The organism is Nocardioides soli (assembly GCF_014191495.1).
In the GTDB taxonomy this organism is placed as follows: Bacteria; Actinomycetota; Actinomycetes; order Propionibacteriales; family Nocardioidaceae; genus Nocardioides; species Nocardioides soli.
The window spans coordinates 2,015,235-2,037,227 of record NZ_JACHWR010000001.1 but is presented as its reverse complement, the minus strand read 5'-3'; the positions used below and the strand labels follow the sequence as shown (position 1 = coordinate 2,037,227).

20 protein-coding genes are annotated in these 21,993 nt (G+C 68.2%); 10 read left to right on the top strand and 10 right to left on the bottom strand.

Features of this window, described 5'->3' with window-relative positions:
- Positions 1–32: 32 nt before the first annotated feature.
- Entirely contained in the window at positions 33–1,181 is a 1,149-nt protein-coding gene (locus FHU40_RS10075; protein ID WP_183592049.1) for an acyltransferase family protein, read from the top strand.
- A gap of 6 nt (positions 1,182–1,187) precedes the next feature.
- On the opposite strand, the gene FHU40_RS29440 is transcribed toward FHU40_RS10075, so the two are convergent.
- The 5 genes from FHU40_RS29440 to cysD form a co-directional block, all read right to left on the bottom strand.
- Entirely contained in the window at positions 1,188–2,672 is a 1,485-nt protein-coding gene (locus FHU40_RS29440) for a heparinase II/III domain-containing protein (RefSeq protein WP_183592048.1), read from the bottom strand.
- A gap of 221 nt (positions 2,673–2,893) precedes the next feature.
- Complete coding sequence (locus tag FHU40_RS10065; protein ID WP_183592047.1) at positions 2,894–4,186, bottom strand: lipopolysaccharide biosynthesis protein; 1,293 nt, start codon at positions 4,184–4,186, stop codon at positions 2,894–2,896.
- Positions 4,187–4,379: 193 nt separating this feature from the next.
- Positions 4,380–5,552 carry a glycosyltransferase family 4 protein gene (locus tag FHU40_RS10060; protein WP_183592046.1) on the bottom strand — a complete coding sequence of 391 codons (1,173 nt, stop codon included), beginning with the start codon at positions 5,550–5,552 and terminating at the stop codon, positions 4,380–4,382.
- Positions 5,553–5,735: 183 nt separating this feature from the next.
- The gene (cysN, locus tag FHU40_RS10055; protein WP_183592045.1) at positions 5,736–7,043 is read right to left on the bottom strand and encodes a sulfate adenylyltransferase subunit CysN; all 1,308 of its coding nucleotides are present in this window, start codon (positions 7,041–7,043) and stop codon (positions 5,736–5,738) included.
- Positions 7,043–7,957: a sulfate adenylyltransferase subunit CysD gene (gene cysD, locus FHU40_RS10050; RefSeq protein WP_183592044.1), complete on the bottom strand. Its 915-nt coding sequence runs from the start codon at positions 7,955–7,957 to the stop codon at positions 7,043–7,045. The genes cysN and cysD overlap by 1 nt, the downstream gene beginning before the upstream one ends.
- 176 nt (positions 7,958–8,133) lie before the next feature.
- Between cysD and FHU40_RS10045 the strand changes: the two genes are divergently transcribed.
- From FHU40_RS10045 to FHU40_RS10035, 3 genes are all read left to right on the top strand, one after another.
- Complete coding sequence (locus FHU40_RS10045; RefSeq protein WP_183592043.1) at positions 8,134–9,300, top strand: nucleotide sugar dehydrogenase; 1,167 nt, start codon at positions 8,134–8,136, stop codon at positions 9,298–9,300.
- 62 nt (positions 9,301–9,362) lie between these two features.
- A complete protein-coding gene (locus tag FHU40_RS10040) occupies positions 9,363–9,635 on the top strand; it encodes a type II toxin-antitoxin system Phd/YefM family antitoxin (RefSeq protein ID WP_183592042.1) in 273 nt (90 codons plus the stop codon).
- The gene (locus FHU40_RS10035) at positions 9,635–10,090 is read left to right on the top strand and encodes a type II toxin-antitoxin system VapC family toxin (RefSeq protein WP_246390512.1); all 456 of its coding nucleotides are present in this window, start codon (positions 9,635–9,637) and stop codon (positions 10,088–10,090) included. Before FHU40_RS10040 ends, FHU40_RS10035 begins: the two co-directional genes overlap by 1 nt.
- A 17-nt stretch (positions 10,091–10,107) precedes the next feature.
- On the opposite strand, the gene FHU40_RS10030 is transcribed toward FHU40_RS10035, so the two are convergent.
- Complete coding sequence (locus tag FHU40_RS10030; protein ID WP_183592040.1) at positions 10,108–11,109, bottom strand: sulfite exporter TauE/SafE family protein; 1,002 nt, start codon at positions 11,107–11,109, stop codon at positions 10,108–10,110.
- Entirely contained in the window at positions 11,106–13,181 is a 2,076-nt protein-coding gene (gene cysC / locus FHU40_RS10025; protein WP_183592039.1) for an adenylyl-sulfate kinase, read from the bottom strand. Before cysC ends, FHU40_RS10030 begins: the two co-directional genes overlap by 4 nt.
- Before the next feature lie 41 nt (positions 13,182–13,222).
- On the opposite strand from cysC, the gene FHU40_RS10020 reads away from it, so the two are divergent.
- Positions 13,223–14,179 carry an asparaginase gene (locus FHU40_RS10020; protein WP_183592038.1) on the top strand — a complete coding sequence of 319 codons (957 nt, stop codon included), beginning with the start codon at positions 13,223–13,225 and terminating at the stop codon, positions 14,177–14,179.
- 119 nt (positions 14,180–14,298) lie between these two features.
- Positions 14,299–15,327, top strand: a complete 1,029-nt coding sequence (gene gmd, locus FHU40_RS10015; protein ID WP_183592037.1) for a GDP-mannose 4,6-dehydratase — start codon at positions 14,299–14,301, stop codon at positions 15,325–15,327.
- Between the two features lie 141 nt (positions 15,328–15,468).
- On the opposite strand, the gene manA is transcribed toward gmd, so the two are convergent.
- Entirely contained in the window at positions 15,469–16,707 is a 1,239-nt protein-coding gene (gene manA, locus FHU40_RS10010) for a mannose-6-phosphate isomerase, class I (protein WP_183592036.1), read from the bottom strand.
- 160 nt (positions 16,708–16,867) lie between these two features.
- Here manA and FHU40_RS10005 point away from each other — a divergent pair, with 160 nt between their 5' ends.
- From FHU40_RS10005 to FHU40_RS09995, 3 genes are all read left to right on the top strand, one after another.
- Entirely contained in the window at positions 16,868–17,242 is a 375-nt protein-coding gene (locus FHU40_RS10005; RefSeq protein WP_183592035.1) for a helix-turn-helix domain-containing protein, read from the top strand.
- Positions 17,243–17,248: 6 nt separating this feature from the next.
- A complete protein-coding gene (locus FHU40_RS10000; RefSeq protein WP_183592034.1) occupies positions 17,249–17,887 on the top strand; it encodes a hypothetical protein in 639 nt (212 codons plus the stop codon).
- Between the two features lie 398 nt (positions 17,888–18,285).
- Positions 18,286–18,579, top strand: coding sequence for a DUF2516 family protein (locus FHU40_RS09995; protein ID WP_215525388.1), 294 nt, complete (start codon positions 18,286–18,288; stop codon positions 18,577–18,579).
- Here the strand turns inward: FHU40_RS09995 and FHU40_RS09990 are convergent.
- Together FHU40_RS09990 and rfbB are read right to left on the bottom strand one after the other, a co-directional pair.
- Positions 18,563–19,957 (bottom strand): sugar nucleotide-binding protein, encoded by a 1,395-nt coding sequence (locus FHU40_RS09990; protein WP_183592033.1) that lies wholly within the window; start codon positions 19,955–19,957, stop codon positions 18,563–18,565. The genes FHU40_RS09995 and FHU40_RS09990 overlap by 17 nt on opposite strands.
- Positions 19,957–20,970, bottom strand: coding sequence for a dTDP-glucose 4,6-dehydratase (gene rfbB / locus FHU40_RS09985; protein ID WP_183592032.1), 1,014 nt, complete (start codon positions 20,968–20,970; stop codon positions 19,957–19,959). Before rfbB ends, FHU40_RS09990 begins: the two co-directional genes overlap by 1 nt.
- Before the next feature lie 61 nt (positions 20,971–21,031).
- Between rfbB and rfbA the strand changes: the two genes are divergently transcribed.
- Complete coding sequence (gene rfbA / locus FHU40_RS09980; protein ID WP_183592031.1) at positions 21,032–21,895, top strand: glucose-1-phosphate thymidylyltransferase RfbA; 864 nt, start codon at positions 21,032–21,034, stop codon at positions 21,893–21,895.
- The last annotated feature ends 98 nt before the right edge of the window (positions 21,896–21,993 follow it).

Here is a 21,993-nt window from a genome sequence, read left to right as displayed (position 1 = left end):
CCTCCGTTCTCCCGCGCACCTAGGCTCATGCCGTGGAGGCACCTCACAGGCACAACCTCGTTGCTCTGGATGCGCTTCGTGGTCTTGCGGCCTTTGCGGTAGTGATGGGACACACGCGAGCGCAGATCCTCGTGGCGCAGGGGCACCCAAAGCAGGGCGAGGGTTGGCAGAAGCTAGCCTTGGCCCCGACTGGATTCGCTGCGGAGGCCGTAGCTCTCTTCTTCGTGGTGTCGGGCTTTCTCGTTGGTGGGCAGGTTGTCCGGAACGTCCGAGCCAACCGATTCACCTGGAGGACGTACGCGATCCGCCGCCTCTCGCGCCTCTATGTCGTCCTCGTGCCGACGATTCTATTCACGCTAGTGGTCGACTGGTGGACCCGTGGCCTCTTCGAGCCCAACGCTGCCTCGGCCGAGGCAGACGAGACGCCGACTGCCCGGGAGGTAGTCTGCAACCTGGCCTTCCTGCAGGATGCGCGATGTGACCCGATCGGTAGCAACGGGTCGTTGTGGTCGCTGTCCTATGAGTTCTGGTTCTACGTGGTATTCGCCGCCGGCGTGCTGGCCTTGGCGCAAGCGCGTTCGCGCAGCGTCATCAGAGTCGGCATAAACGTCGTAATTGTCTTCGGTGTCATCGCGCTGTTCGGTTGGCACCTGCTTTGGCTGATCCCGGCATGGCTTCTTGGCGTCGCGCTTGCGATGTGGCACGACGTCCGGCGTGTCACTCAGGATCCAGTCGCCCCGCGCAGCGTCGGGGTTGCTGCGCTCGGACTGGCTATTGTCTGTGCAGCGACCAGTGTTTCGTCGATTTCGGATGAGATCCGGTTTCTTGTCGTGGGTGTCGCAAGTCTACCGTTGGTCAGCTATGCGACGAGGCCGTCGGCGGCCTGGCAGCGGCGATGGGTGTCGCGTTGGGCGTGGGTCGGCGCCTGGTCCTACACCCTGTACGCGTTTCACCGCCCGATCGTCGCTTTTGTCGCCACGGCGATCGGCGCGAAGACTGAGTTTTCGGCCAGTGTCGAAGTGGTCGTCGTCTACGTCGCGTCCGGTCTCATTGCTGCTGCTTGCTATCCAGCCTTCTTCCTGGGCGAAGCGCACACCGGTCGAATTAGAAACTGGCTCTTGTTCGTCAGCGATCGGGGTAGCCGAACTGACGTCGAGCCCAGGGACCTACAGAGTTCCTAGCGCGGGTCAGAGCGCTCTGATCTCCAATTCGAGAAGTCCGTCGGGCGCTAGAAACTCGATCTCGCGTCCAAGACACGGCTCGGAGGGGCCACGAGGAAAGTGGTGGACGGCTCGGATCGAGCCGAGGGTGCCGGTAGTCAGAGAGAACTGAGCCCTGGCTCCCGAGTGGTGCCGGAGACCGAGCGCCGACTCGGTTGAGTCGATCCGCCACGCCTCGTCCACGATGAAGCGGCTGACCATCTGCCTTCCGCGGATAGGAACCCACGTGTCGCGCAGCAATACTGCGTCGTCGGAGACGATCAGCCGCCGGGACACGCCTCCCCCAAACCTGGAATACCCGTCAGCGGTGCCCGCCAACTCGACCTCCCGCTCTGAGTGCCGAACCAAGGCTGAAAGCGACGCGGTACCACTCCAGCCCACGCGCCATGCTCCAAAAAATTCGGCCGGCTCGACGCCGCCGTAGGTGGGACCGTTGTGGGACTCCGCAGATCTCGTCCAATCGCGGTCACGCCCAGCAGCGATGGCAGCAACGCCCGGGTCGACGACAACTCGCGCTCCGGCGATGCAGACCTGAATGGAAAGGAAGTCTGCATGTCCGTGCCCCAGAACCTCCCTCGGACCCATGGGGCCGGCATCGAATATCACGCTGAGCCGATCGCGGATGATGTGCGCGTAGCCGGCGTCGGTCAGCACGAGGTCGCGGGGCGCCGCGCTGGGAACCCAGCCGACCGACGAAGGTGTGACGGCATCTCCGATGGCAGCATCGTTGAACACGGCCACTTCGCCGTCGACGTGCACGATGGCGTCCATTGCCTCCCGCATAACGTTCTCCACGCGCACGGCTTCGGCTTCGAACCGTGCCGGAAGGCTGCCACTGGTTTTCAGGCATTGCGCCATGGAAAGCATGTGTATGTGATAGGTGGGCGAACGCTCGGCCCAAACACCATCGGTCGTGATGCAGCGAGACAGAGTCCGGAGCACTCGAACGGCTGAACGACGAGCGGAACGCTCCCGACCCTGGAGTGCATGAGCAACCATCAAACCCATCTCCGTAAAGACGGCGTGGTTGAAACCTAAGTACCGTTCGGCCTGCAGTCGTAGCATTCCGCCACAGAATCGCACATGACGCGCGAGAATCCATCGATCGGGGTACGAGCCGATGTGGCCGTGTGGGACCCGAGCAAGCGCCGCCGTAAGTGACATGCACCGGTAGGCCATGGCTATTGGTGACCAGTGGAACTTGCGAAGGTCGCCCGGATCAGCATCCGCTTGCGTCTCCATGGCCCTGAGAAGGATGGCGACGGTGCTGAGGCCACGCTCCGGGTCGCAATCAATGAGCGGCAACGCAAAGTTGAAGTAGGCGAGATCGTGTTCCCACCGGTATGCAGCGGGGTTCTCGGCGATCTCCTTGCCCCACTGGACCTTGTCCGGTGACCCGAACTCCTTCGTGATGCCGCCCGATACAAAGGTCCCGCGGTGGAGTAGCGGCACGACAGACTCAAACCTGGTTCCCTGGGGGGAGTACGCGTCGGCAAAGGCGCGTAGGGCAGCCAAACCCCGGAGATCCCGCGTGCGGACCTCGCGAGAGCGCCGGTGCCACGAAACCGGGGCGACATACCGACGGATAGCTTCTTGGCGGAGGCGGCCTAGAACCATGCGTATCGTGAGTCGTCGGACGAATCGTGCTTGGCGAGCCAGACGGATGGCGAGCTTCATGACTTCGCGGTCGCCTCGGCTGCTTCGTCAGCGTTGGAGACCAACCGGGTCGGCGTCGACATCACACGAGAAAGGGGCGGGGTTAGGACAAGCACTCCTTCGGAACGATACAACTTCGCGACGAAGTATCCGTAGAGGGCTCCGACCACTGCAGCGAACGTGGAGGCGAGCGCCACAGGCCCCGCCAGAGCCGCAGCAATGACCTCAGCGCCGAAGCCAGCGGGAAGAAGGACGGCTTGTGCGACGAATGCCTCTCGTGCGTACCCGGACATACGTAGAACTTCGTCAACCGGTCCACCAAAGCTCTCGGCCAGGGTGGCGAACAACATGGCCACCAAGATCCAGTGCGCGCCACTGAATTCAGTGCCGAAGGCGGCTGTCAGAACAGGATCAGCCAGGGCTGCTGCTCCGACGATGGAGAGGACGGCAATGGACGACGCCGCTAGGGCGATCGACCGACCCCGTCGTTCGATGGCTGCCCAGTTGCCGGATGCCGCGTTCGTGGCGAGTTCCGGCCTGATGGAGAAGCGGATCGCCGCGATAACCGCTCCGACCGCCGACGTCAGACGACCCGCCAACGCCACGTTCGCCGTGTCCGCGCCAGGTAAGATGACGCCCGCAGCCCAGACGGGACTCCAGATAAGGCACCCCTGCACGATCCGGGCAGCACCCATGAATGCGCCGTCCCGCCAGACGGTGCCGAGCGGGGGGACTTCCGACCGGTTCATCGCTAATGAGGGAGGAATGTCCGTGCGTCGCTGTTTCGTGACGGCGAGCCCCAGCGAAATCAACGCCGCCAAACCGCAGCCCACGCAGGTCGCCAACAGGGTCTCCGTCAACGAGGCCATGCCGGCGAGCACGAGTGGGACGGTCAACAGAATCTGTCCGACGTTTGCGAAGGTGTAGAAGATCGCACTGCCCAGGTTTGGGCTTCCTGAAGCGACAACTACCTGTGCGGACACGAAGATGACGCCGTAGCACACCCACCAGGTGCCGGCCAGGAGTCCGATCAGCCCCGACTCGGTGACTATCCCGATAGCCAAACCGCAGAAAGCGCCGCCGACTGGGACTGTGGCAAGAGAAATCAAGAATGCACGTTTCAGGAGCGCAACGGCGGTAGTTCGGCTGGTGATGGACGTTCGGGGTACATGGCGTACTAGCCCATCAGGTAGTCCGAGTCCGGCGGCGAAGTACGTCGCAAGCACGATCCCCATCACGACGAAGTAGCTGGCCAAGTCGTCTGACGATAGGTGCCGGGCGATGACTGCAATCGTGACGAACTGCACCATGACAGCGCCATATCGGCTCGTGATCGGAACCATGAACCGCCTCACAACGAGCGTCCAGGGCTACGAGTGTGCCGAGTCGTTGTCGGCAATGGCGTAGCACAGACATGCCACAATCCGAACCCGGATGGTTGCTGGCTTGCTGTTTCGGCGTTTAGATTTCGTTGCTCGCACATGGCCGAGGACCGCCGATTGTTCACGGGGTCGCACCCCAGCGCGACTCTGCCTGGGCAGGGCCGGGTTGCGGTGCCATGATCTCAAGGACCCGTTTGACGTGGTCGTCCCAGGAGAGCATTTCCGTTACGCTCTGCTGGCCCGCCGATCCAAGACTGCGGGCAAGGCCACGATCGTCCAACAGGCGTCGAACGGCTTGCTGGATGGCTTGAGGATCGTTGCCGTCAACCAAGTAGCCAGTCCTCTGGTCGGTGATGAAGTCGCTCGGACCAGCCTTGTCGCCGGCGATGACAGCACATCCGAAGGACATCGCATCGGCGATCGTGATCCCGAAGCCTTCAACGTCGGTGCCGTCGTTGGCGACGACTTGTGGGTGAAGGAAGACGTCAGCCCATCTATACAAGGCGGCGACGTCCGCGTCGGGAACCCGTCCGAGGAAGCGCACTTGCCCGGAGAGTCGGAGGGAATCGCTCTGTTGGCGAAGCTCATCGGCCAGGGGACCGCTTCCAGCGATCCGATATTCGAAGTCGGTTCGTCCGGAAGCCGTCAGTTGCGCGAGCGCGGATAGGCACCCTTGTACGTTCTTCCTCGGCACGAGGCGCGCCAAGGTCAGAATGCGCAGTGGGCGCGCCTGCATATCTTCCGTATGGTCACGTGTCGGCTGAGGTGGGAACGACAATCCGTTTCCGATGACTCTCCAGGAGTCTGCTCCGATGGCATCGCCCCACATTGAGTATGCAAACTGCTTCGTCGCTGTCGACACCGCAGCCACGGCGGTTGCTTGCCGGAAGGTGGCACGCATCAGGGGACGCATGGCACGGGGAACGATCAGGACTTCACGCCCATGGACGGATACAAACAGCGGCACCCCGCGTCGGACCGGTAGTGTCGCTAAGCCAGCGCGCCAACTGGTCGCGTGAATGTAGGCATACTCCTCGGATTTCAGAAGCTCGCGTGCCAACCTGCTGAGCCTGAGTCCCGTTGGCGCTTGAGGACCAGGCCCGGCATTGAGGAGTTGAAGGTATCCCTCAGGGTACTGGACCTCGCTGCGACCGGCGGGGAGCGTGGTCTGAGTGATGACATCTACCCTCACCTTCGCCCGGAGGTAGGCGCGCGCGACCTGCTCGGAGAAGGTTTCGATCCCCCCAGTGACGGGTGGGAATGCTTTGGCGAGCATCAGGACTCGCTGGGTCATTCCGTCTCCGTTCGCTGCGGGGCGACGCTGTCCAGCCTTCGGGTCATATCGTCGCATGCTCGAACGCTTGAGGTTTCATGCTGCCAAAATGCTGACCGGGCGACGACGCGGTCGTGCGTCATCGCCCTGTCAGCCCGGTCTAACGTCGGTGGCGAATCCGTTGGAACTGATTCGCCACCGAGTTCAGCTGCCGGTGTTGATCATCCCCGCGCCGACGGTGACGCCGGTGGCTTCGTCGATGAGGATGAAGGAGCCGGTGGCGCGGTTCTTGGAGTAGGGGTCGCACAGCAGGGGCACGGTGGTGCGCAGCTGGACGCGGCCGATCTCGTTGAGGCCGAGCTCCCGGGTCTCCTGGTCGCGGTGCAGGGTGTTGACGTCGAGGCGGTACTGGATGTCCTTGACCAGCGCGCGCGCCGAGCGGGTGGTGTGCTTGATGGCGAGCTTCTGCCGGGGGCGGAGCGGCTCGTTGGTCATCCAGCAGATCATCGCGTCGATGTCCTGGGACGGCTTGGGAGCGTTGTTGACCCGCGCGATCAGGTCGCCGCGGGAGACGTCGAGGTCGTCCTCGAGACGCACGGTGACCGACATGGGCGGGAAGGCCTCGGTGACCTCCTTGTCGAACAGGTCGATGCCGGCGATCTTCGAGGTCATGCCCGAGGGCAGGACGACGACCTCGTCGCCCGGCTTGAGGACGCCCCCGGCGACCATCCCGCCGTAGCCGCGGTAGTCGTGGTGCTCGTCGGACTTGGGGCGTACGACGTACTGCACCGGGAATCGGACGTCGACGAGGTCGCGGTCGGAGGCGACGTGGACGTTCTCGAGGTGGTGCATCAGGGTCGGGCCGGAGTACCAGGACATCTGGGCGGATCGTTCGACGACGTTGTCGCCCTTGAGCGCCGAGATCGGGATGACCTGGAGGTCGGGGATGTTCAGTTTGGTGGCGAACTGGGTGAACTCGGCGTGGATCTTCTCGAAGACGGCCTGGTCGTAGTCGACCAGGTCCATCTTGTTGACCGCGAGCACCAGGTGGGGAACGCGCAGCAGCGAGAGGATCACCGCGTGCCGCCGCGACTGCTCGGTCAGCCCCTGACGGGCGTCGACGAGCACCAGCCCCAGGTCGGCGGTGGAGGCGCCGGTGACCATGTTCCGGGTGTACTGCACGTGCCCGGGGGTGTCGGCGATGATGAACTTCCGCGTCGGGGTCGCGAAGTAGCGGTACGCCACATCGATCGTGATGCCCTGCTCGCGCTCCGAGCGCAGCCCGTCGGTCAGCAGCGCCAGGTCGGTGTAGTCGTAGCCCTTGGACTGGCTGGTGGCCTCGACGGCCTCGAGCTGGTCCTCGAAGATCGACTTGGAGTCCAGCAGCAGCCGACCGATGAGGGTCGACTTGCCGTCGTCGACGGAGCCCGCGGTGGCGAACCGGAGGAGGTCCATGTTCCGGGACTCCTGCGCAACCTCAGCCTTCGTGAGGTCGGTGGTGAGGTCGCTCATCAGAAGTAGCCTTCCTTCTTCCGGTCCTCCATCGCTGCCTCGGAGAACCGGTCGTCGCCACGGGTCGCGCCGCGCTCGGTGACGCGGGCGATGGCGATCTCGTCGATGATCTTGTCGATGGTGTCGGCCTCGGACTCCACACACCCGGTGAGGGTGAGGTCGCCGACGGTGCGGAACCGGACGGTCCGCTCGGTCGCGGTCTCACCGGCGCGCAGCGGGTTGTAGTCCGACTCGGTCAGCAGCATCCCGTCGCGCTCGAAGACGCGGCGCTGGTGGGAGAAGTAGATCGAGGGGATCTCGATGCCCTCGCGGCCGATGTAGTGCCAGATGTCCAGCTCGGTCCAGTTGGAGATCGGGAAGATCCGCATGTGCTCGCCCTCGTGGATCCGGCCGTTGTACAGGCTCCACAGCTCGGGGCGCTGGTTCTTCGGGTCCCACTGACCGAACTCGTCACGGTGGGAGTAGACGCGCTCCTTCGCGCGGGCCTTCTCCTCGTCGCGGCGACCGCCGCCGAAGGCGGCGGTGAAGCCACCCTCCTCGAGTGCGTTCAGCAGCGTGCCGATCTGGAGGCGGTTCCGCGACGTCTTGCCGTCGTCGATGACGATGCCGTCCTTGATCGCCTCCTCGACACTCGCCACGATCAGGCGGGCACCGAGCCGGTTGACCCAGTTGTCGCGACAGGCGATCACCTCGGGGAAGTCGTAGCCGGTGTCGACCTGCAGCACCGGGAACGGGATCTTCGCGGGGTAGAACGCCTTCTCCGCCAGGCGCATCATCACGATCGAGTCCTTGCCGCCCGAGAACATCAGGACGGGCTTCTCGAACTCGGCGGCGACCTCGCGGAAGATGTGGATCGACTCCGCCTCCAGCTGGTCGAGCTGACTCAGCCGGTAGTCGGCGTGCGTTGCGGTCATGACTGGATTGCGACCTCTCCTCGGGACAAGCAGCCCACATCGTAGCGATCCGGCCTCGTCAGCGACGAAGTGCCGATCAAGTCGAGTGGCTCGCTTCACTTTACGGCGTCGAGTGGCGTCCCGGCGAAACGGTCCATGCCCGCCCACGGGGGTGGTCACCCGCCTAGGCTCGGGGGGTGAAGATCGCCATCGTCGGCCTCGGGTACGTCGGACTCTCCAACGCCGTCATCCTCGCCCGACGGCACGACGTCTGGGCCGTCGACCTCGATCCCGGTCGGATCGACCAGGTCAACCGCCGGGTGTCCCCGCTGGAGGATCCGGAGCTGGAGGAGTACTTCGCCGAGTGCGACCTCCGGCTGACTGCGACCTCGGACCGGAAGGCGGCGTACGCCGACGTCGAGGTGGCCGTGGTCGCCACGCCCACCGACTACGACCCGCGCACCAACTTCTTCGACACCAGCTCGGTGGAGTCGGTCGTCGCGGAGGTGCTCGCGGTCACTCCGTCGGCCGTGGTGGTGATCAAGTCGACGGTGCCCGTCGGCTTCACCCGGCGGCTGCGCGAGGAGCACCCGGACACCTGCATCGTCTTCAGCCCGGAGTTCCTGCGCGAGGGCCGTGCGCTCCACGACAACCTGCACCCCTCACGCATCGTCGTCGGCGACCGTGGTGAGGCGGGCAAGCTGGTCGCCGACCTGCTGCTCGAGGGCGCCGAGGACGACGACGTACCGGTGCTGCTCACCGACTCCACCGAGGCCGAGGCGATCAAGCTGTTCGCCAACACCTATCTCGCGCTGCGCGTCGCCTACTTCAACGAGCTCGACACGTACGCCGCGACGCACGGCCTCGACACCGCCCAGATCATCGAGGGCGTGGGTCTGGACCCGCGCATCGGCAGCCACTACAACAACCCGAGCTTCGGCTACGGCGGCTACTGCCTGCCGAAGGACACCAAGCAGCTGCAGGCCAACTACCGCGACGTCCCGCAGAACCTGATCAGCGCCATCGTGGAGGCCAACACCACGCGCAAGGACTTCGTGGCCGCCGACATCCTCCGCCGCCAGCCGCGGACCGTCGGCATCCACCGGCTGGTGATGAAGTCGGGCTCGGACAACTTCCGGATGTCCTCGATCCAGGGCGTGATGAAGCGGATCCGGGCCGAGGGTGTCGAGGTGATCGTCTACGAGCCGGCCCTGGACGGCGAGGTCTTCCTCGACGCCGAGGTGGTGCGCGACCTGGGCGAGTTCAAGGAGCGCGCCGACGTGATTGTCGCCAACCGGCGCACCGACGTGCTCGAGGACGTCGCCGAGAAGGTCTACACCCGCGACATCTACGGTCGCGACTGAGTGGATGTCGCGCTCGGGAAACGTGTAGCACCTTCTTCATGGAAAGTGCTACGTTCGGGGTCATGGCCGTCCGTGAATTCGGCATCAGGGAGCTCCGGAACCACACGTCGCGGGTGCTCGAGGCGGTGCGCGCGGGTGACGTGGTCTACCTGACCAGCCGCGGTGACCGCGTCGCCGAGATCCGCCCCGCGCACAACCTCCGGCCGATCGAGACACTGGTCGCGAAGGCGGAGCAGGTGTCGTCCGGTGACACCGGCGCGTTCGAGGAGCTGGTGGACTCGAAGCAGGCCGACCTCGCGGCCCAGGCGGCGAAGGACGACGCGCTGTGGGGTTGATGCTCGACACGTCGGCGGTCATCGGCTGGGTCGAGCTGCAGGACGCTGGTCTGGTGCGATGGCTGCTGGAGGCTGCCGACGATGGTGTGCCGGCAATCCACGCGGTGACGCTCGGCGAACTCGAGCGAGGCGTCCTGGAAGCGCCTGACGAGGCCACGAAGGCAAGGCGCGGCGCCACCCTGAGGTTCAGCCGGGAGGAGCTGACGGTGGTGCCGTTGTCGGCAAGCGCGGAGCAGGCGCATCTGTTCGGTGTCGTGAGCTCGGCGGTCAGCAGGAAGGTGTCGCACAACGACTGTTGGATCACGGCTGCCGCGCTGGAGGCCGACGACGCACTCGTCACGATGGACCATCGTCTCGCCGAACAGCTGCGATCGGCAGTGGACGGCGAGGGTCATCTCGCCGACTGGCTCGCTGCCCGCGAACGCACGCTGGAGATCAAGTACTGCAGCAGGTAGGTGAGCCGAGGATCCCCTCAGCCTCGATCTCGGACCCTCTCGGGGTCGTACTCGACGTCGTCGAGCTCGGCCACGGTGGGCGCCCCGAACATGGGGAGGCCCTGCCCCTTGCGCAGCAGGCCCCAGATGAACGGCACCAGCACCAGCATCGCGACGCCGACCAGTGCGATCAGCATCGGGTGGGTGTCCTCCTTGCCGAGCGGTGCCCAGCCCGCCTTGTCGAGCAGGGCGATGCCCGACATGGTGAGCACGATCACGATCCCGCGCCGGATGATCGACTGCGGCACCCTCGGGGCGATCCGGCTGCCGAGCAGCGTGCCGGGCAGCGAGCCGAGCACGAGCGGCACCAGGATCGACCAGTCGATGCCGTGGATGGCGATGTTCGAGATGGCGGCCGCCAGCACGAGCGGGACCGCCTGCACGAGGTCGGTGCCGACCAGCTTCACGGCCGACAGGCCGGGGTAGAGCATCAGCAGCGCGATCATGATGACCGAGCCGGAGCCGACGCTGGTGATGCCGACGAGCAGGCCGCCGAGGGCGCCGACCAGCAGCGTCGCCAGCGGGCGGATGTGCGGGTTCGGATCGGCCTCCGGCGCCCCGCCTCGGACCCGGCGCAGGTTGATGTAGAGGCGCAGGGCGTACGTCGCGGCGGCCAGCAGCAGCGCGAAGCCGATGCACAGCTTGAGCAGCTCGTCGAGCGTGTCCGGGGACCCGCCCGCGAGCCGGTGGATCACCCACGGGCCGAGCAGCGCCATCGGCACCGACCCGATAATCAGCCACTTCGCGAGGGTCAGGTTGGGCGAGCCCTCTTTTGCGTGCACCACCGCGCCGCCGGTCTTGTAGATCGCGGCGGCGGTGAGGTCGGCGGTCACCACGGTGGCCGCGTCGCCGACGCCGAGGAAGATCAGCGCGGGCGTCATCAGTGCGCCGCCACCCATGCCGGTGAGACCGACGATCACGCCCACGAAGAAGCCGGCCGCCAGGATCGAGAAGAACCCGGTGGTGATCACCTCGCTCATCCGTCGATCCTCCCCGCGCCGGTGAGTGCCGGCACGACGACGCGCAGGAGCTCGTCGAGCTGCTGGGCGCACGTCCGGGCCGCCTCCGGCCCACGGCGGTAGGGGTCCGGTACGTCGAGCTCCGGGTCAGCCGGGCCGCGGTGCTCCGCGGCGTACGCGATCAGCTCGCGTCCGGCCAGGTCGGCGTCCCCGTTGCGGACGACCTCGGCGAACTGGCCGAGCGTGAACACCTTGCGGAACAGCGCCGGGTGGTCGTCGAGGATGAACTGGCGGTGGGAGCTCTCCGCAGTGAGCACCAGGTCGGCGTCCCGCAGCAGGTCGGTGGTGAGCGGGCGACTGCTGAACGTGTGCCCGTCGCTGCCCCCCGCCTGGCGGTAGATCCCGGCCATCTCCGCGTCGAACGCCCCACCGGCCGAGCCGTGGGTGCCCGCCCCCGAGAAGACCACGGCGCCGTCGGTGCCGGCGAGCCCGCGGGCGGCGAGCTCCATGTACGGCGAGCGGCAGATGTTGGCGGTGCAGACGAAGAGGACGCCGAGGGGGTCGTCCGGGTGGGGTGGTTTCGAGACAGGCGCTAGCGCGCCTTCCTCAACCACCGTGGCGTCCGGCGGTGCCGCGCCTTCCTCAACCACCGTGTTGCCCGGGTCGGTGGTTTCGAGGCTCGTCGCTGGCGCTCCTCGCACTTCAACCACCGGGTCGGTGGTTGAGGTGCGAAGGCGCCCTGGCGCCTGAGCCTCGAAACCACCCTCGTCGTCGCGCAGGTCGAGGTAGCCGGCCTCCGCCAGGGCGTCGATGACGTCGTCGAGCGCGTCCTCGATGCTGCGGCCGGTGGTGTCGACGCGGACGTCCGCGTCCTCGGGATCCTCGTAGGGCGAGGAGATGCCGGTGAACTCGGGGATCTCGCCGCGCCGGGCCTTGGCGTAGAGCCCCTTGCGGTCGCGCCGCTCGCACTCCTCGAGCGGCGTCGCCACGTGGACGAGGAAGAAGGCGCCACCGGCGTCCTCGACCATCGTCCGCACCTGCTGGCGGGTCTCGTCGAAGGGTGCGATCGGGCTGCACACCGCGAGACCGCCGTGCCGGGAGATCTCGGCGGCCACCCAGCCGATCCGGCGGATGTTGGTCTCCCGGTCGGCCTTGGAGAAGGTCAGGCCGGCGGACAGGTGGCGGCGGACGACGTCGCCGTCGAGGCTGGTCACCGTCCGGGCGCCCTGCTCGAGGATCCGGTCCATCAGGGCCCGGGCGAGCGTCGACTTGCCGCTGCCGGACAGGCCGGTGAAGAAGAGCACGAGGCCCTGGTCGACCGGGTCGGGTCGCTCCTGGTCGACGATCGCCTGGATGGCGGGTGGGTAGGTGGGTTTCGAGACAGGCGCTAGCGCGCCTTCCTCAACCACCGTGGTGTCGGGCGGTGGCGCGCCTTCCTCAACCACCGTGGTGTCGGGCGGTGGCGCGCCTTCCTCCACCATCGTGGCGGCAACCCGCGCGGCGACCGCGCGGATGGGGTCGGGGCCGGCGTAGTTGGCGACGACCTGGAGGCCGAGCGCGTGGTCGGTCTCAGCGTCGTCGTGGGAGGCGAGCGGGACCGCGACGACGGCGGCGTCCGGCATCAGCGCCGCGGCCGCCAGCGTGGCCCGGATCAGGCCGGTCGCCGGGAGCTCGGGGGTGCCGTGGCCGACGAGCGCGAGGAGCAGGACCGGGCCGGTCGCCCCGATGTCGTCGATCTGCTCGTCGGTGAGAGCGTCGACGACCGGGACGACGGTCCGTCCGGCGTACCGCTCGCGCACCCGGGCGGGGGAGAGGTAGAGGCGGCGGAACGGCCCGTACTGCGCGTGGGTGAGCGGCGTCACCTCGCCGTCCGGCACGCCGACCCGGGCCAGGGGCAGGCCCTCGGGGTCGACGAGCTCGACCGCGCCGGCCGCCGCCGCCGCGTCGGCGACGTCGGGCGGAAGGGTCAGCGTGACCGGACTGTCCGCCTCGCCGAAGGCGACCGTCGGCGCGAGAGCCCCGATCGCCAGCAGCTCGACGTCGTCGAGCTCCCGGGGCGTGGGGCAGTACTGCGGCGGAGCTGCGTTCGGCACGGCGGCAATCTTGCCATTCCCAGTGAAGTTAATGTGCACCCATGCCTAATGCCCCCGTCGTGGCCGAGCTGGTCCGCTCCGGATTCGTCGAGGGCCACCACCGCGGCGCGGTGCTCGCGCTCGACGCGACCGGCGGCACCGGCTGGTCCGTCGGCGGCGTCGACGAGCCGATCCTGCCGCGATCGTGCAACAAGCCGATCCAGGCGCTCGCCATGGTGCGGCTGGGGCTCGACCTGCCCCCGGAGTTGCTCGCGCTCGCCTCGGCGTCGCACTCGGGCGAGCCTTTCCACCTCGAGGGCGTACGCCGGATCCTCGCCACCACCGGCCTGTCGGAAGAGCTGCTGCAGACGCCGCCCGACTTCCCGCTCGACGACACCGAGCGCGACGCGGTGCTCCGATCGGGCGGGGAGCGGACGTCGCTGCAGATGAACTGCTCGGGCAAGCACGCGGCGATGCTCGTCACCTGCGCGATCAACGGCTGGGATCCGGTCTCCTACCTCGACCCCGACCATCCGCTGCAGCGGGCGATCCGGACCACGTACGAGGAGCTGACGGCCGAGCCCGCCCAGCAGGCGGTCGACGGCTGCGGGGCGCCCCTGCTCTCGGCCTCCCTGGCCGGGCTGGCTCGGGCCTTCCGCAGGATCGCGAGCGCGGACTCCGGGCCGGAGCGCCTGATCGCCGACGCGATCCGACAGCATCCCGCGTGGGTGTCGGGCACGCGCCGGGACGAGCGCGTCCTCCTGGACGCCATCCCGGGCGCCGTCGCCAAGATGGGGGCGGAAGGATGCTTCGCCCTGGCCCTCGCGGACGGCAGGGCGTTCGCGCTCAAGGTCGACGACGGCGCGATGCGGGCCTGGCCGGTCGTCCTGGTGGCCGCCCTCCGTCGCTCGGGTGTCGACGAGGAGGCCGGCGTCGACGGCGAGGCCGTACGACGCACCGGCCGCGTGCCGCTGCTCGGCGGGGGGCGTGAGGTCGGAGAGATTCGCGCCGTTCTGTGAGTGGTGGGTCCCCACAACGTCATGCGGACGGAGCAAGGGGTTGCACCCTCCGTATGACCTCTCGGCGCAACCACTTCGGTACCCGGCCGTCGCGCACCGTCGTATGACACGCTGTGCCGGTGACGCGACGGGCTCTGATCACCGGGATCACCGGGCAGGACGGCTCCTATCTCGCGGAGCTGCTGCTCGCGAAGGGCTACGAGGTCCACGGGCTGCGACGCCGCGCCTCGACCTTCAACAGCTCGCGGATCGAGCATCTCTACCAGGATCCCCGCGACCCGGACGCGCGGCTCTTCCTGCACTACGCCGATCTCACCGACGAGTCCCGGCTCACGAGGCTGCTGCGCCGGATTGAGCCGCACGAGGTCTACAACCTGGCCGGGCAGTCCCACGTCGGCGTCAGCTTCGACGAGCCCGAGTACACCGGCGACACCGTCGGCCTCGGCGTCGTCAGGCTGCTCGAGGCGATCCGCACCGCCGACCTCGACTGCCGCTTCTATCAGGCGTCCAGCTCGGCGATGTTCGGCGTGGCGCCGGCGCCCCAGGACGAGGACACCGTCTGTCGGCCGCTCTCCCCCTACGGCGCCGCCAAGCTCTACGCCCACTGGGCGACGGCGACCTACCGCGAGGGCTACGGCATGTACGCCGTGAGCGGCATCCTCTTCAACCACGAGTCGCCCCGGCGCGGCGAGACTTTCGTGACCCGCAAGATCAGCCGGGCCGTCGCCCGCATCCAGGCCGGGCTCACCGACTACCTCTACATGGGCAACCTCGACGCGGTGCGTGACTGGGGCTACGCGCCGGAGTACGTCGAGGGCATGTGGCGCATGCTCCAAGGTGACCGGCCCCGCGACTACGTGCTGGCGACCGGCCGGAGCTTCACGGTTCGCGACTTCGTCGTCGCGGCCTTCGAGCATGCGGGGCTCGACTGGGAGAAGCACGTGCGTCTCGACGAGCGCTACCTGCGGCCGACCGAGTCCGGCGAGCTGATCGGCGACGCCCGTCGCGCCGAGCGCGAGCTCGGCTGGCGTCCCACGGTGCACACCGAGGAGCTTGTCCGGATCATGGTCGACGCCGACGTCGAGGCGGTCCAGCACGAGGGCCGACCATGGGTCGACCGGCCCCGGAACTGGCCGCCGGTCGGGTGACCGCCACGGTCGTTGAGGTGCCCTAGGTGGTTGAGGTGCGAGGGCCGCCAGGCCCGAGCCTCGAAACCACCCCTTCCGGACCCTGCTTCCCGGCCTACGAGGTTTCGAGGCTCCTCCGCTCGTTCCTCGCTCCGGAGCATCTCAACCACCGGTCGGCACGCTCGCGATCGCGACGGTGCCGTCGCCGTCCAGCTCGAGCGCGCCGTCGGAGTGCGGCACGAAGAGTGACTCTCCCTGCCGGAGCCGGTGGCTGGCGTCGCCGGCGACCACGTCGACCTCGCCGTCGAGGCACAGGAGCGTGCGCGGCCCCGCCGCGGGCAGGCGCGTCTCCGGGGCACGGGTCACCGAGAGCGTGAACTCGGCGACCGGAGGCGCATAGCGCAGCGTGTTGGCGCTGACCGGCGTCGGCTCCCAGATCGGCGCCGGGATCGGCGTGAAGCTCGCGATGTGGAGCAGCTCGGGGACGTCGACGTGCTTGGGGGTGAGCCCGGCCCGGACGACGTTGTCGGACGACGCCATGATCTCGATGCCGAAGCCGGAGGTATAGGCGTGGACGACGCCGGCGTCGAGGAACATCGCCTCGCCCGGGGAGAGCACGACGTGGTTGAGCAGCAGGGTCACCAGGACGCCCGGGTCCTCGGGGTACTGCCGCGCCAGCTGCGTGGTCTGCGCGAAGAGCCGGGTGCTCTCGCGCTCGACGCTCGCCCGGTCGAGGTACATCCGGCCGGCGGTGCGGGTCAGCTGGTGCCCGCGCTCCTCGGCCGCGACCGCGGCATCGGCGATCTCGCCGATCAGTCGGCGGAGCGGGTCGCCGCTCTGGTCGAGCATCTCGCCGACCACGCCGTGCAGGGCCTGGAACGGCGGAGCCGCGTCGAGCTCCTTGGCGACCCGGTCGGCCCACGGGTGCTCGAGCATCCGCAGGATGCGGGTTGTCTTCTCGACGTCGCGGAAGCCCGCCATCCCCTCGAAGCGGGTGACCGCCACGATCAGCTCGGGCTTGTGGAACCGGTCCTGGTAGCTGCGCTCGGGCGCGCCGAGCGGGATGCCGGCCTGGTCCTCGAGGTCGTAGCCGATGCGGGCGCGCTCACTGGTCGGGTGGACCTGCAGCGACAGTGGCTCGGCGGCCGCGAGCGCCTTGACCAGGTAGGGCAGGCGGGGTCCGAAGGTCTCCAGGGTCGGGGCGCCCAGGCTCGACTCTGCGTGGTCGCGGATGTGGTCGTCGAGCCGGGTCCCGTCGGGCAGGCCGGCCGGGTCTCCCGGGTGCGCGCCGACCCACAGCTCTGCGTGCGGAAGGCCATCGGGGGTCACCCCGAGGAACCGGGGGATCAGCGAGGTCGATCCCCAGGCGTAGTCGCGGGTCGCACAGGTGAGCCTGTCCACGCCTCGATGGTAGGCGAGCGGCCAGGGTGGGGCACCGCCTTGAAGAACTCTTGAAGTGCCCGGGGTGCTTGCTGGTGTTCGCACCCATCCGGCTTTTTCTGTGGACGGTCTCACATCTTCGTGGCTTGCATGTGCTAGCAGCAGCAAGCACAGTGGAGGCATGGCGAAGGGAAAGGTCGGCAAGACCGTCGAAACCCTCGGCGACTACCTGCGACAGCAGCGCGAGAGCGCCGAGCTGTCGCTGCGTCAGCTCGCCGAGCAGGCCGGCGTGTCGAACCCGTACCTGAGCCAGATCGAGCGCGGCCTGCGCCGGCCGTCCGCCCAGGTCCTGCAGCAGCTGGCCAAGGCGCTGCGCATCTCCGCCGAGCAGCTCTACGTGCGGGCGGGGATCGTCAGTCCCGAGGAGTGGGCCGGCGGCTCCGTCGAGCTCGCCATCCTCGGCGACTCCGCGCTGACCGAGCGACAGAAGCAGTCGCTGCTCGACGTCTACGCGTCGTTCCTCGCTCTCAACGCGACGACCCAACCGAAGGAGTAACCCCCCATGCCCAGGTTCGAACTGCCCACCCTCGACCTGGCCGGCTTCGAGCTCCCGGCCGAGGTGGCCCGCCCGCTGTACGCCGGTGTCGGTGCGACCGACGTCGTCGTCGGCTACGTCCGCGAGGCGGTTGCCGACCTCCAGAAGCGGTTCGCCGACGTGCAGCACGACGTCCAGACCCGTATCTCCGGGCTCGACCTCGAGCCGAAGGCGCTGCGCGACCAGGCCGTCACGGTCGTGACCGCCCAGGTCGACGCGCTCTCCAAGGACGCCCAGGCACGCCGGGAGGCGGTCGAGAAGCGGGTCGCCGAGCTCCAGGCCGACGCCAACGCCACGTACGCCGACCTCACCCAGCGCGGCGAGACCCTGGTCCGCCGGATCCGTACCCAGCAGTCGACCGACGAGACGGCCGCCGCCGCGCAGACCACGGTCGCCAAGGCCAAGACGACCAGGACCCAGGCCACGAAGGCCGCGAAGAAGACCACGGCGGCCACCACCAAGAAGGCCACCTCGACGGCCAAGAAGACGTCGAAGGCGCCGCGGAGCAGCGCGAAGGCCACGACGACCGCGGCGAAGAAGACTGCCGCCAAGGCGACCAAGGCGACCAAGGCGACCGCCGACGCCGCCGCGAAGGTCGGCGACTGACGCTCTCAGGTCCTGCGGTGGTTTCGAGGCTCGTCGCTGGCGCTCCTCGCACCTCAACCACCGTGCGCAGGGCTCAACCACCGTGGCCTGCGCGCGGTGGGTTTCGAGACAGGCGCTGGCGCACCTTCCTCAACCACCGTGCGCAGGGCTCAACCACCGTGGCCTGCGCGGTGGGTTTCGAGACAGGCCCTGGCGCACCTTCCTCAACCACCGTGCGCAGGGCTCAACCACCGTGGCCTGCGCGGTGGGTTTCGAGACAGGCCCTGGCGCACCTTCCTCAACCACCGTGCGCAGGGCTCAACCACCGTGGCCTGCGCGGTGGGTTTCGAGACAGGCGCTGGCGCACCTTCCTGAACCACCGTGGGCGCAACCACCTCGATCGCACGTAGGCTGTGCGTGTGCTGACGGTGATGAACTTCGAGATGGGCGTGATGCTCGTCGTCGAGCTCGTGCTGCTCGCGGTGAAGCTCTTCGCCTTCATCAGCTCGCTGATGTGGTCGGCGGAGCACTACACGGCGGCCGGCAAGCTCACGAAGCCGGCGTGGACGATCATCCTCGGGCTCGGGCTGGCCGTGCAGCTGATCCTCGGCGGCGGGCCGATCGGCCTGCTCAACCTGGTGTTCACGATCGCGGCGTTCGTCTACCTCGCCGACGTGCGCCCGGCGCTCACGAACCTCACCCGCCGGCGCTGACGTAGCGCTCCAGGGCCGCCGTCGCGTCCTCCGGGACGAAGCCGGTCGCCTCGATCTTGGCCAGGCTCAGCGCGCTGTTGAGTGGCCGCGGGGAGTACGCCGTCTTGCCGGCGAAGTACTCGGCGGTGGTCGTCGGCGTCACGTCGTCCTCGTCTCGCCCGGAGAGCCGGAAGACGGCCTTCGCGATCTCGGCCCACGACCGCACGGGTCCGCCGTTGCTGAGGTTGTAGATGCCGTGCGCCGCGCCGGTGTCCACCAGGTGCCGGGTCGCCCGGGACAGCTCCGTGGTGAAGGTCAGCCGGCCGCGCTGGTCGTCGACCACGCTCGGTGAGACGCCGTCGGCCGCGAGTCGCTGCATGGTGCGCACGAAGTTGTTGCCGTCCCCGATCACCCAGGACGTGCGCAGTAGGTAGTGGCGCGGCGCGGTGGCGACGGCGATGTCGCCGGCGGCCTTGGTCTGGGCGTACACCCCGAGCGGGGAGAGCGGCTCGTCCTCGGCGTGCTCCTCGGCGGTCCCGTCGAAGACGTACTCCGAGGAGTAGTGCACCAGCGTGAAGCCGTGCTCGCGCGCCAGCCGCGCCAGGGTGGCCGGGGCGCCCGCGTTCGCGGCCCACGCCGTACGCCGCCCCTCGGCGGTCTCCGCCGCGTCGACGGCGGTGTAGGCGGCGGCGTTGAGCACCAGCGCGTACTCGTGCCAGGGCCACGCCGCCACGGCGTCGGCGTCGGTGACGTCGAGCTCAGCGAGGTCCACGAGGTCGGAGCCCGGGAAGTCGGCCTGCAGCGCGCGACCGAGCTGGCCGTGGCAGCCGATGATGAGCGTCTTCTTCGGCTGCATCGGCGTGACGTCGCCGAGGCGGGGGTTGCGCTGGTCCTTCTCCGAGATCTCGGCCTCGGGGGAGTCCAGCGGGATCGGCCACGGGATCGCGGCCGTCTCGTCGGCGAGGTCGAGGGCGGGGTAGGCCGTGGCCGGACGCCAGTGCTCGTTGACCAGGTAGGAGTAGGTGACTCCGTCCTCGAGCGTCTGGTAGCTGTTGCCGACGCCTCGGGGCACGAACACCGCCGTGGCGGGGTCGAGCTCGACCGTGTGGACCGCGCCGAACGTCTCGCCCTCGCGCATGTCGACCCACGCGCCGAAGGCCCGGCCGTTGGCCACCGAGACGAACTTGTCCCACGGCTCGGTGTGGATGCCGCGGGTGGTGCCGCGCTTGGCGTTGTAGGACATGTTGTTCTGCACCGGGCCGAAGTCGGGCAGCCCCAGCGCGACCATCTTCTCGCGCTGCCAGTTCTCCTTGAACCAGCCGCGGGCGTCCTCGCGCAGGTCCAGCCGGAGCACCACCAGTCCCGGGATCGGCGTGGTCTCCAGGGCCGGCAGGCTCATCACTGCCCCTTCGCGGCGTAGGCGGCCTCGACGGCGTCCTTGTGTGGCCGCCACCAGGCCTCGTTCGCGACGTACCACTCGATCGTCGCCTTCAGGCCGGCGTCGAAGTCCTGGTACTGCGGGTGCCAGTCCAGGTGGTGGCGCAGCTTGCCGGACTCGATGGCGTAGCGACGATCGTGCCCGGCACGGTCGCGCACGAACTCGATGTCGTCGACGCTGCGGCCGAAGTGACGCAGGATCGCCTGCACGACCTCGAGGTTGTTCCGCTCGCCGTCGGCGCCGATCAGGTAGGTCTCGCCGATGTGCCCGCGCTCCAGGATCGCGAGCACGGCGGAGGAGTGGTCCTCGGTGTGGATCCAGTCGCGGACGTTGCGGCCGTCGCCGTAGACCCGCGGGCGCCGGCCGTCGATGACCTCGGTGATCTGGCGCGGGATGAACTTCTCGATGTGCTGCCACGGGCCGTAGTTGTTCGAGCAGTTCGAGATCGTCGCGCGCACGTCGAAGGAGCGCACCCACGCGCGGACCAGGTGGTCGGAGCCGGCCTTGGACGCGGAGTACGGCGAGGACGGGTTGTACGGCGTGTCCTCGGTGAATCGCTTGGGGTCGTCCAGGCTCTCCTCTCTCAGGGGGAGGTCGCCGTAGACCTCGTCGGTGGAGACGTGGTGGAAGCGCTTGTCGTGCTTGCGGGCCGCCTCCAGCAGCGTGAACGTGCCGACCACGTTGGTCCGGATGAAGGGGCCGGGGTCGGAGAGGCTGTTGTCGTTGTGCGACTCGGCGGCGTAGTGCACGACGGCATCGGTCTCGGCCACCAGCGGCTCGACCACGTCGGGCTCGGCGATGTCGCCGACGACGAGCGTGACCCGGTCGTCGGGGATCCCCTCGAGCGACTCCTGGGTCGCGGCGTAGGTGAGCTTGTCGAGCACGGTCACGTGCGCCCGGGTGTTGGCGACCACGTGGTGCACGAAGTTGGAGCCGATGAAGCCGGCGCCGCCGGTCACGAGGATGCGGTCCATGCGGGTGATCCTATGAGGCAGTCACCCCGCCGCCGATTCGAGAACCGTACGATCGGGCACCATGCGCGGAATCATCCTGGCCGGTGGCACCGGCTCGCGGCTGCACCCGATCACGTTCGCCGTGAGCAAGCAGCTGATGCCGGTCTACGACAAGCCGATGATCTACTACCCACTGTCGACGCTGATCCTGGCCGGGATCCGCGACATCCTGGTGATCACGACGCCGCACGAGGCCGAGCAGTTCCGCCGGTTGCTCGGCGACGGCAGCCAGTTCGGCATCGCGATCAGCTACGCCGTGCAGCCGAGCCCGGACGGGCTGGCGCAGGCCTTCATCATCGGCGAGGAGCACGTCGGCGACAGCGTCGCCGGCCTGGTGCTCGGCGACAACCTCTTCTACGGCCCCGGCCTCGGCACCCAGCTCAGTCGGTTCCGCGACCTCGAGGGCGCGGCCGTGTTCGGCTACCGGGTGGCCGACCCCACGGCGTACGGCGTGGTGGAGTTCGACGACGAGATGCGCGCGGTCTCGCTCGAGGAGAAGCCTGCGAAGCCGAAGAGCAGCTACGCGGTGCCGGGCCTCTACTTCTACGACGCGAGCGTCGTCGAGCGGGCCAAGGCGCTGCAGCCGTCCGCGCGCGGCGAGCTCGAGATCACCGACCTGAACCGCACCTACCTCGACGAGGGCAGGCTCCAGGTCGAGGTTCTGCAGCGCGGCGTCGCCTGGCTCGACACCGGGACCTTCGACGACCTCAACGACGCGGGCAACTACGTGCGGGCGATCGAGCACCGGCAGGACACCAAGATCGGGGCGCCCGAGGAGGCCGCCTGGCGGATGGGCTTCCTCGACGACGAGCAGCTCGCCGCCCGCGCCGAGCCGCTGCTGAAGAGCGGCTACGGGCGCTACCTGCTGCGGTTGCTGGAGGACTGACGGGTCGGCGTCTGTGCGGGAATTCCCGGTTCACCGGGTATTCCTGCGCTTCTCGGCCGATGCAACACCCCAGAACCGCAGGGATCGCCCGAGGGGTC

Bases quoted from the DNA above. Each gene is read 5' to 3' on its own strand.
- FHU40_RS10065 (WP_183592047.1), bottom strand. From the start codon at position 4,186: ATGGTGCAGTTCGTCACGATTGCAGTCATCGCCCGGCACCTATCGTCA.
- FHU40_RS10060 (WP_183592046.1), bottom strand. From the start codon at position 5,552: ATGACCCAGCGAGTCCTGATGCTCGCCAAAGCATTCCCACCCGTCACT.
- cysN (WP_183592045.1), bottom strand. From the start codon at position 7,043: ATGAGCGACCTCACCACCGACCTCACGAAGGCTGAGGTTGCGCAGGAG.
- cysD (WP_183592044.1), bottom strand. From the start codon at position 7,957: ATGACCGCAACGCACGCCGACTACCGGCTGAGTCAGCTCGACCAGCTG.
- FHU40_RS10040 (WP_183592042.1), top strand. From the start codon at position 9,363: ATGGCCGTCCGTGAATTCGGCATCAGGGAGCTCCGGAACCACACGTCG.
- FHU40_RS10035 (WP_246390512.1), top strand. From the start codon at position 9,635: ATGCTCGACACGTCGGCGGTCATCGGCTGGGTCGAGCTGCAGGACGCT.
- FHU40_RS10030 (WP_183592040.1), bottom strand. From the start codon at position 11,109: ATGAGCGAGGTGATCACCACCGGGTTCTTCTCGATCCTGGCGGCCGGC.
- FHU40_RS10020 (WP_183592038.1), top strand. From the start codon at position 13,223: ATGCCTAATGCCCCCGTCGTGGCCGAGCTGGTCCGCTCCGGATTCGTC.
- FHU40_RS10005 (WP_183592035.1), top strand. From the start codon at position 16,868: ATGGCGAAGGGAAAGGTCGGCAAGACCGTCGAAACCCTCGGCGACTAC.
- FHU40_RS10000 (WP_183592034.1), top strand. From the start codon at position 17,249: ATGCCCAGGTTCGAACTGCCCACCCTCGACCTGGCCGGCTTCGAGCTC.
- FHU40_RS09990 (WP_183592033.1), bottom strand. From the start codon at position 19,957: ATGAGCCTGCCGGCCCTGGAGACCACGCCGATCCCGGGACTGGTGGTG.
- rfbB (WP_183592032.1), bottom strand. From the start codon at position 20,970: ATGGACCGCATCCTCGTGACCGGCGGCGCCGGCTTCATCGGCTCCAAC.
- rfbA (WP_183592031.1), top strand. From the start codon at position 21,032: ATGCGCGGAATCATCCTGGCCGGTGGCACCGGCTCGCGGCTGCACCCG.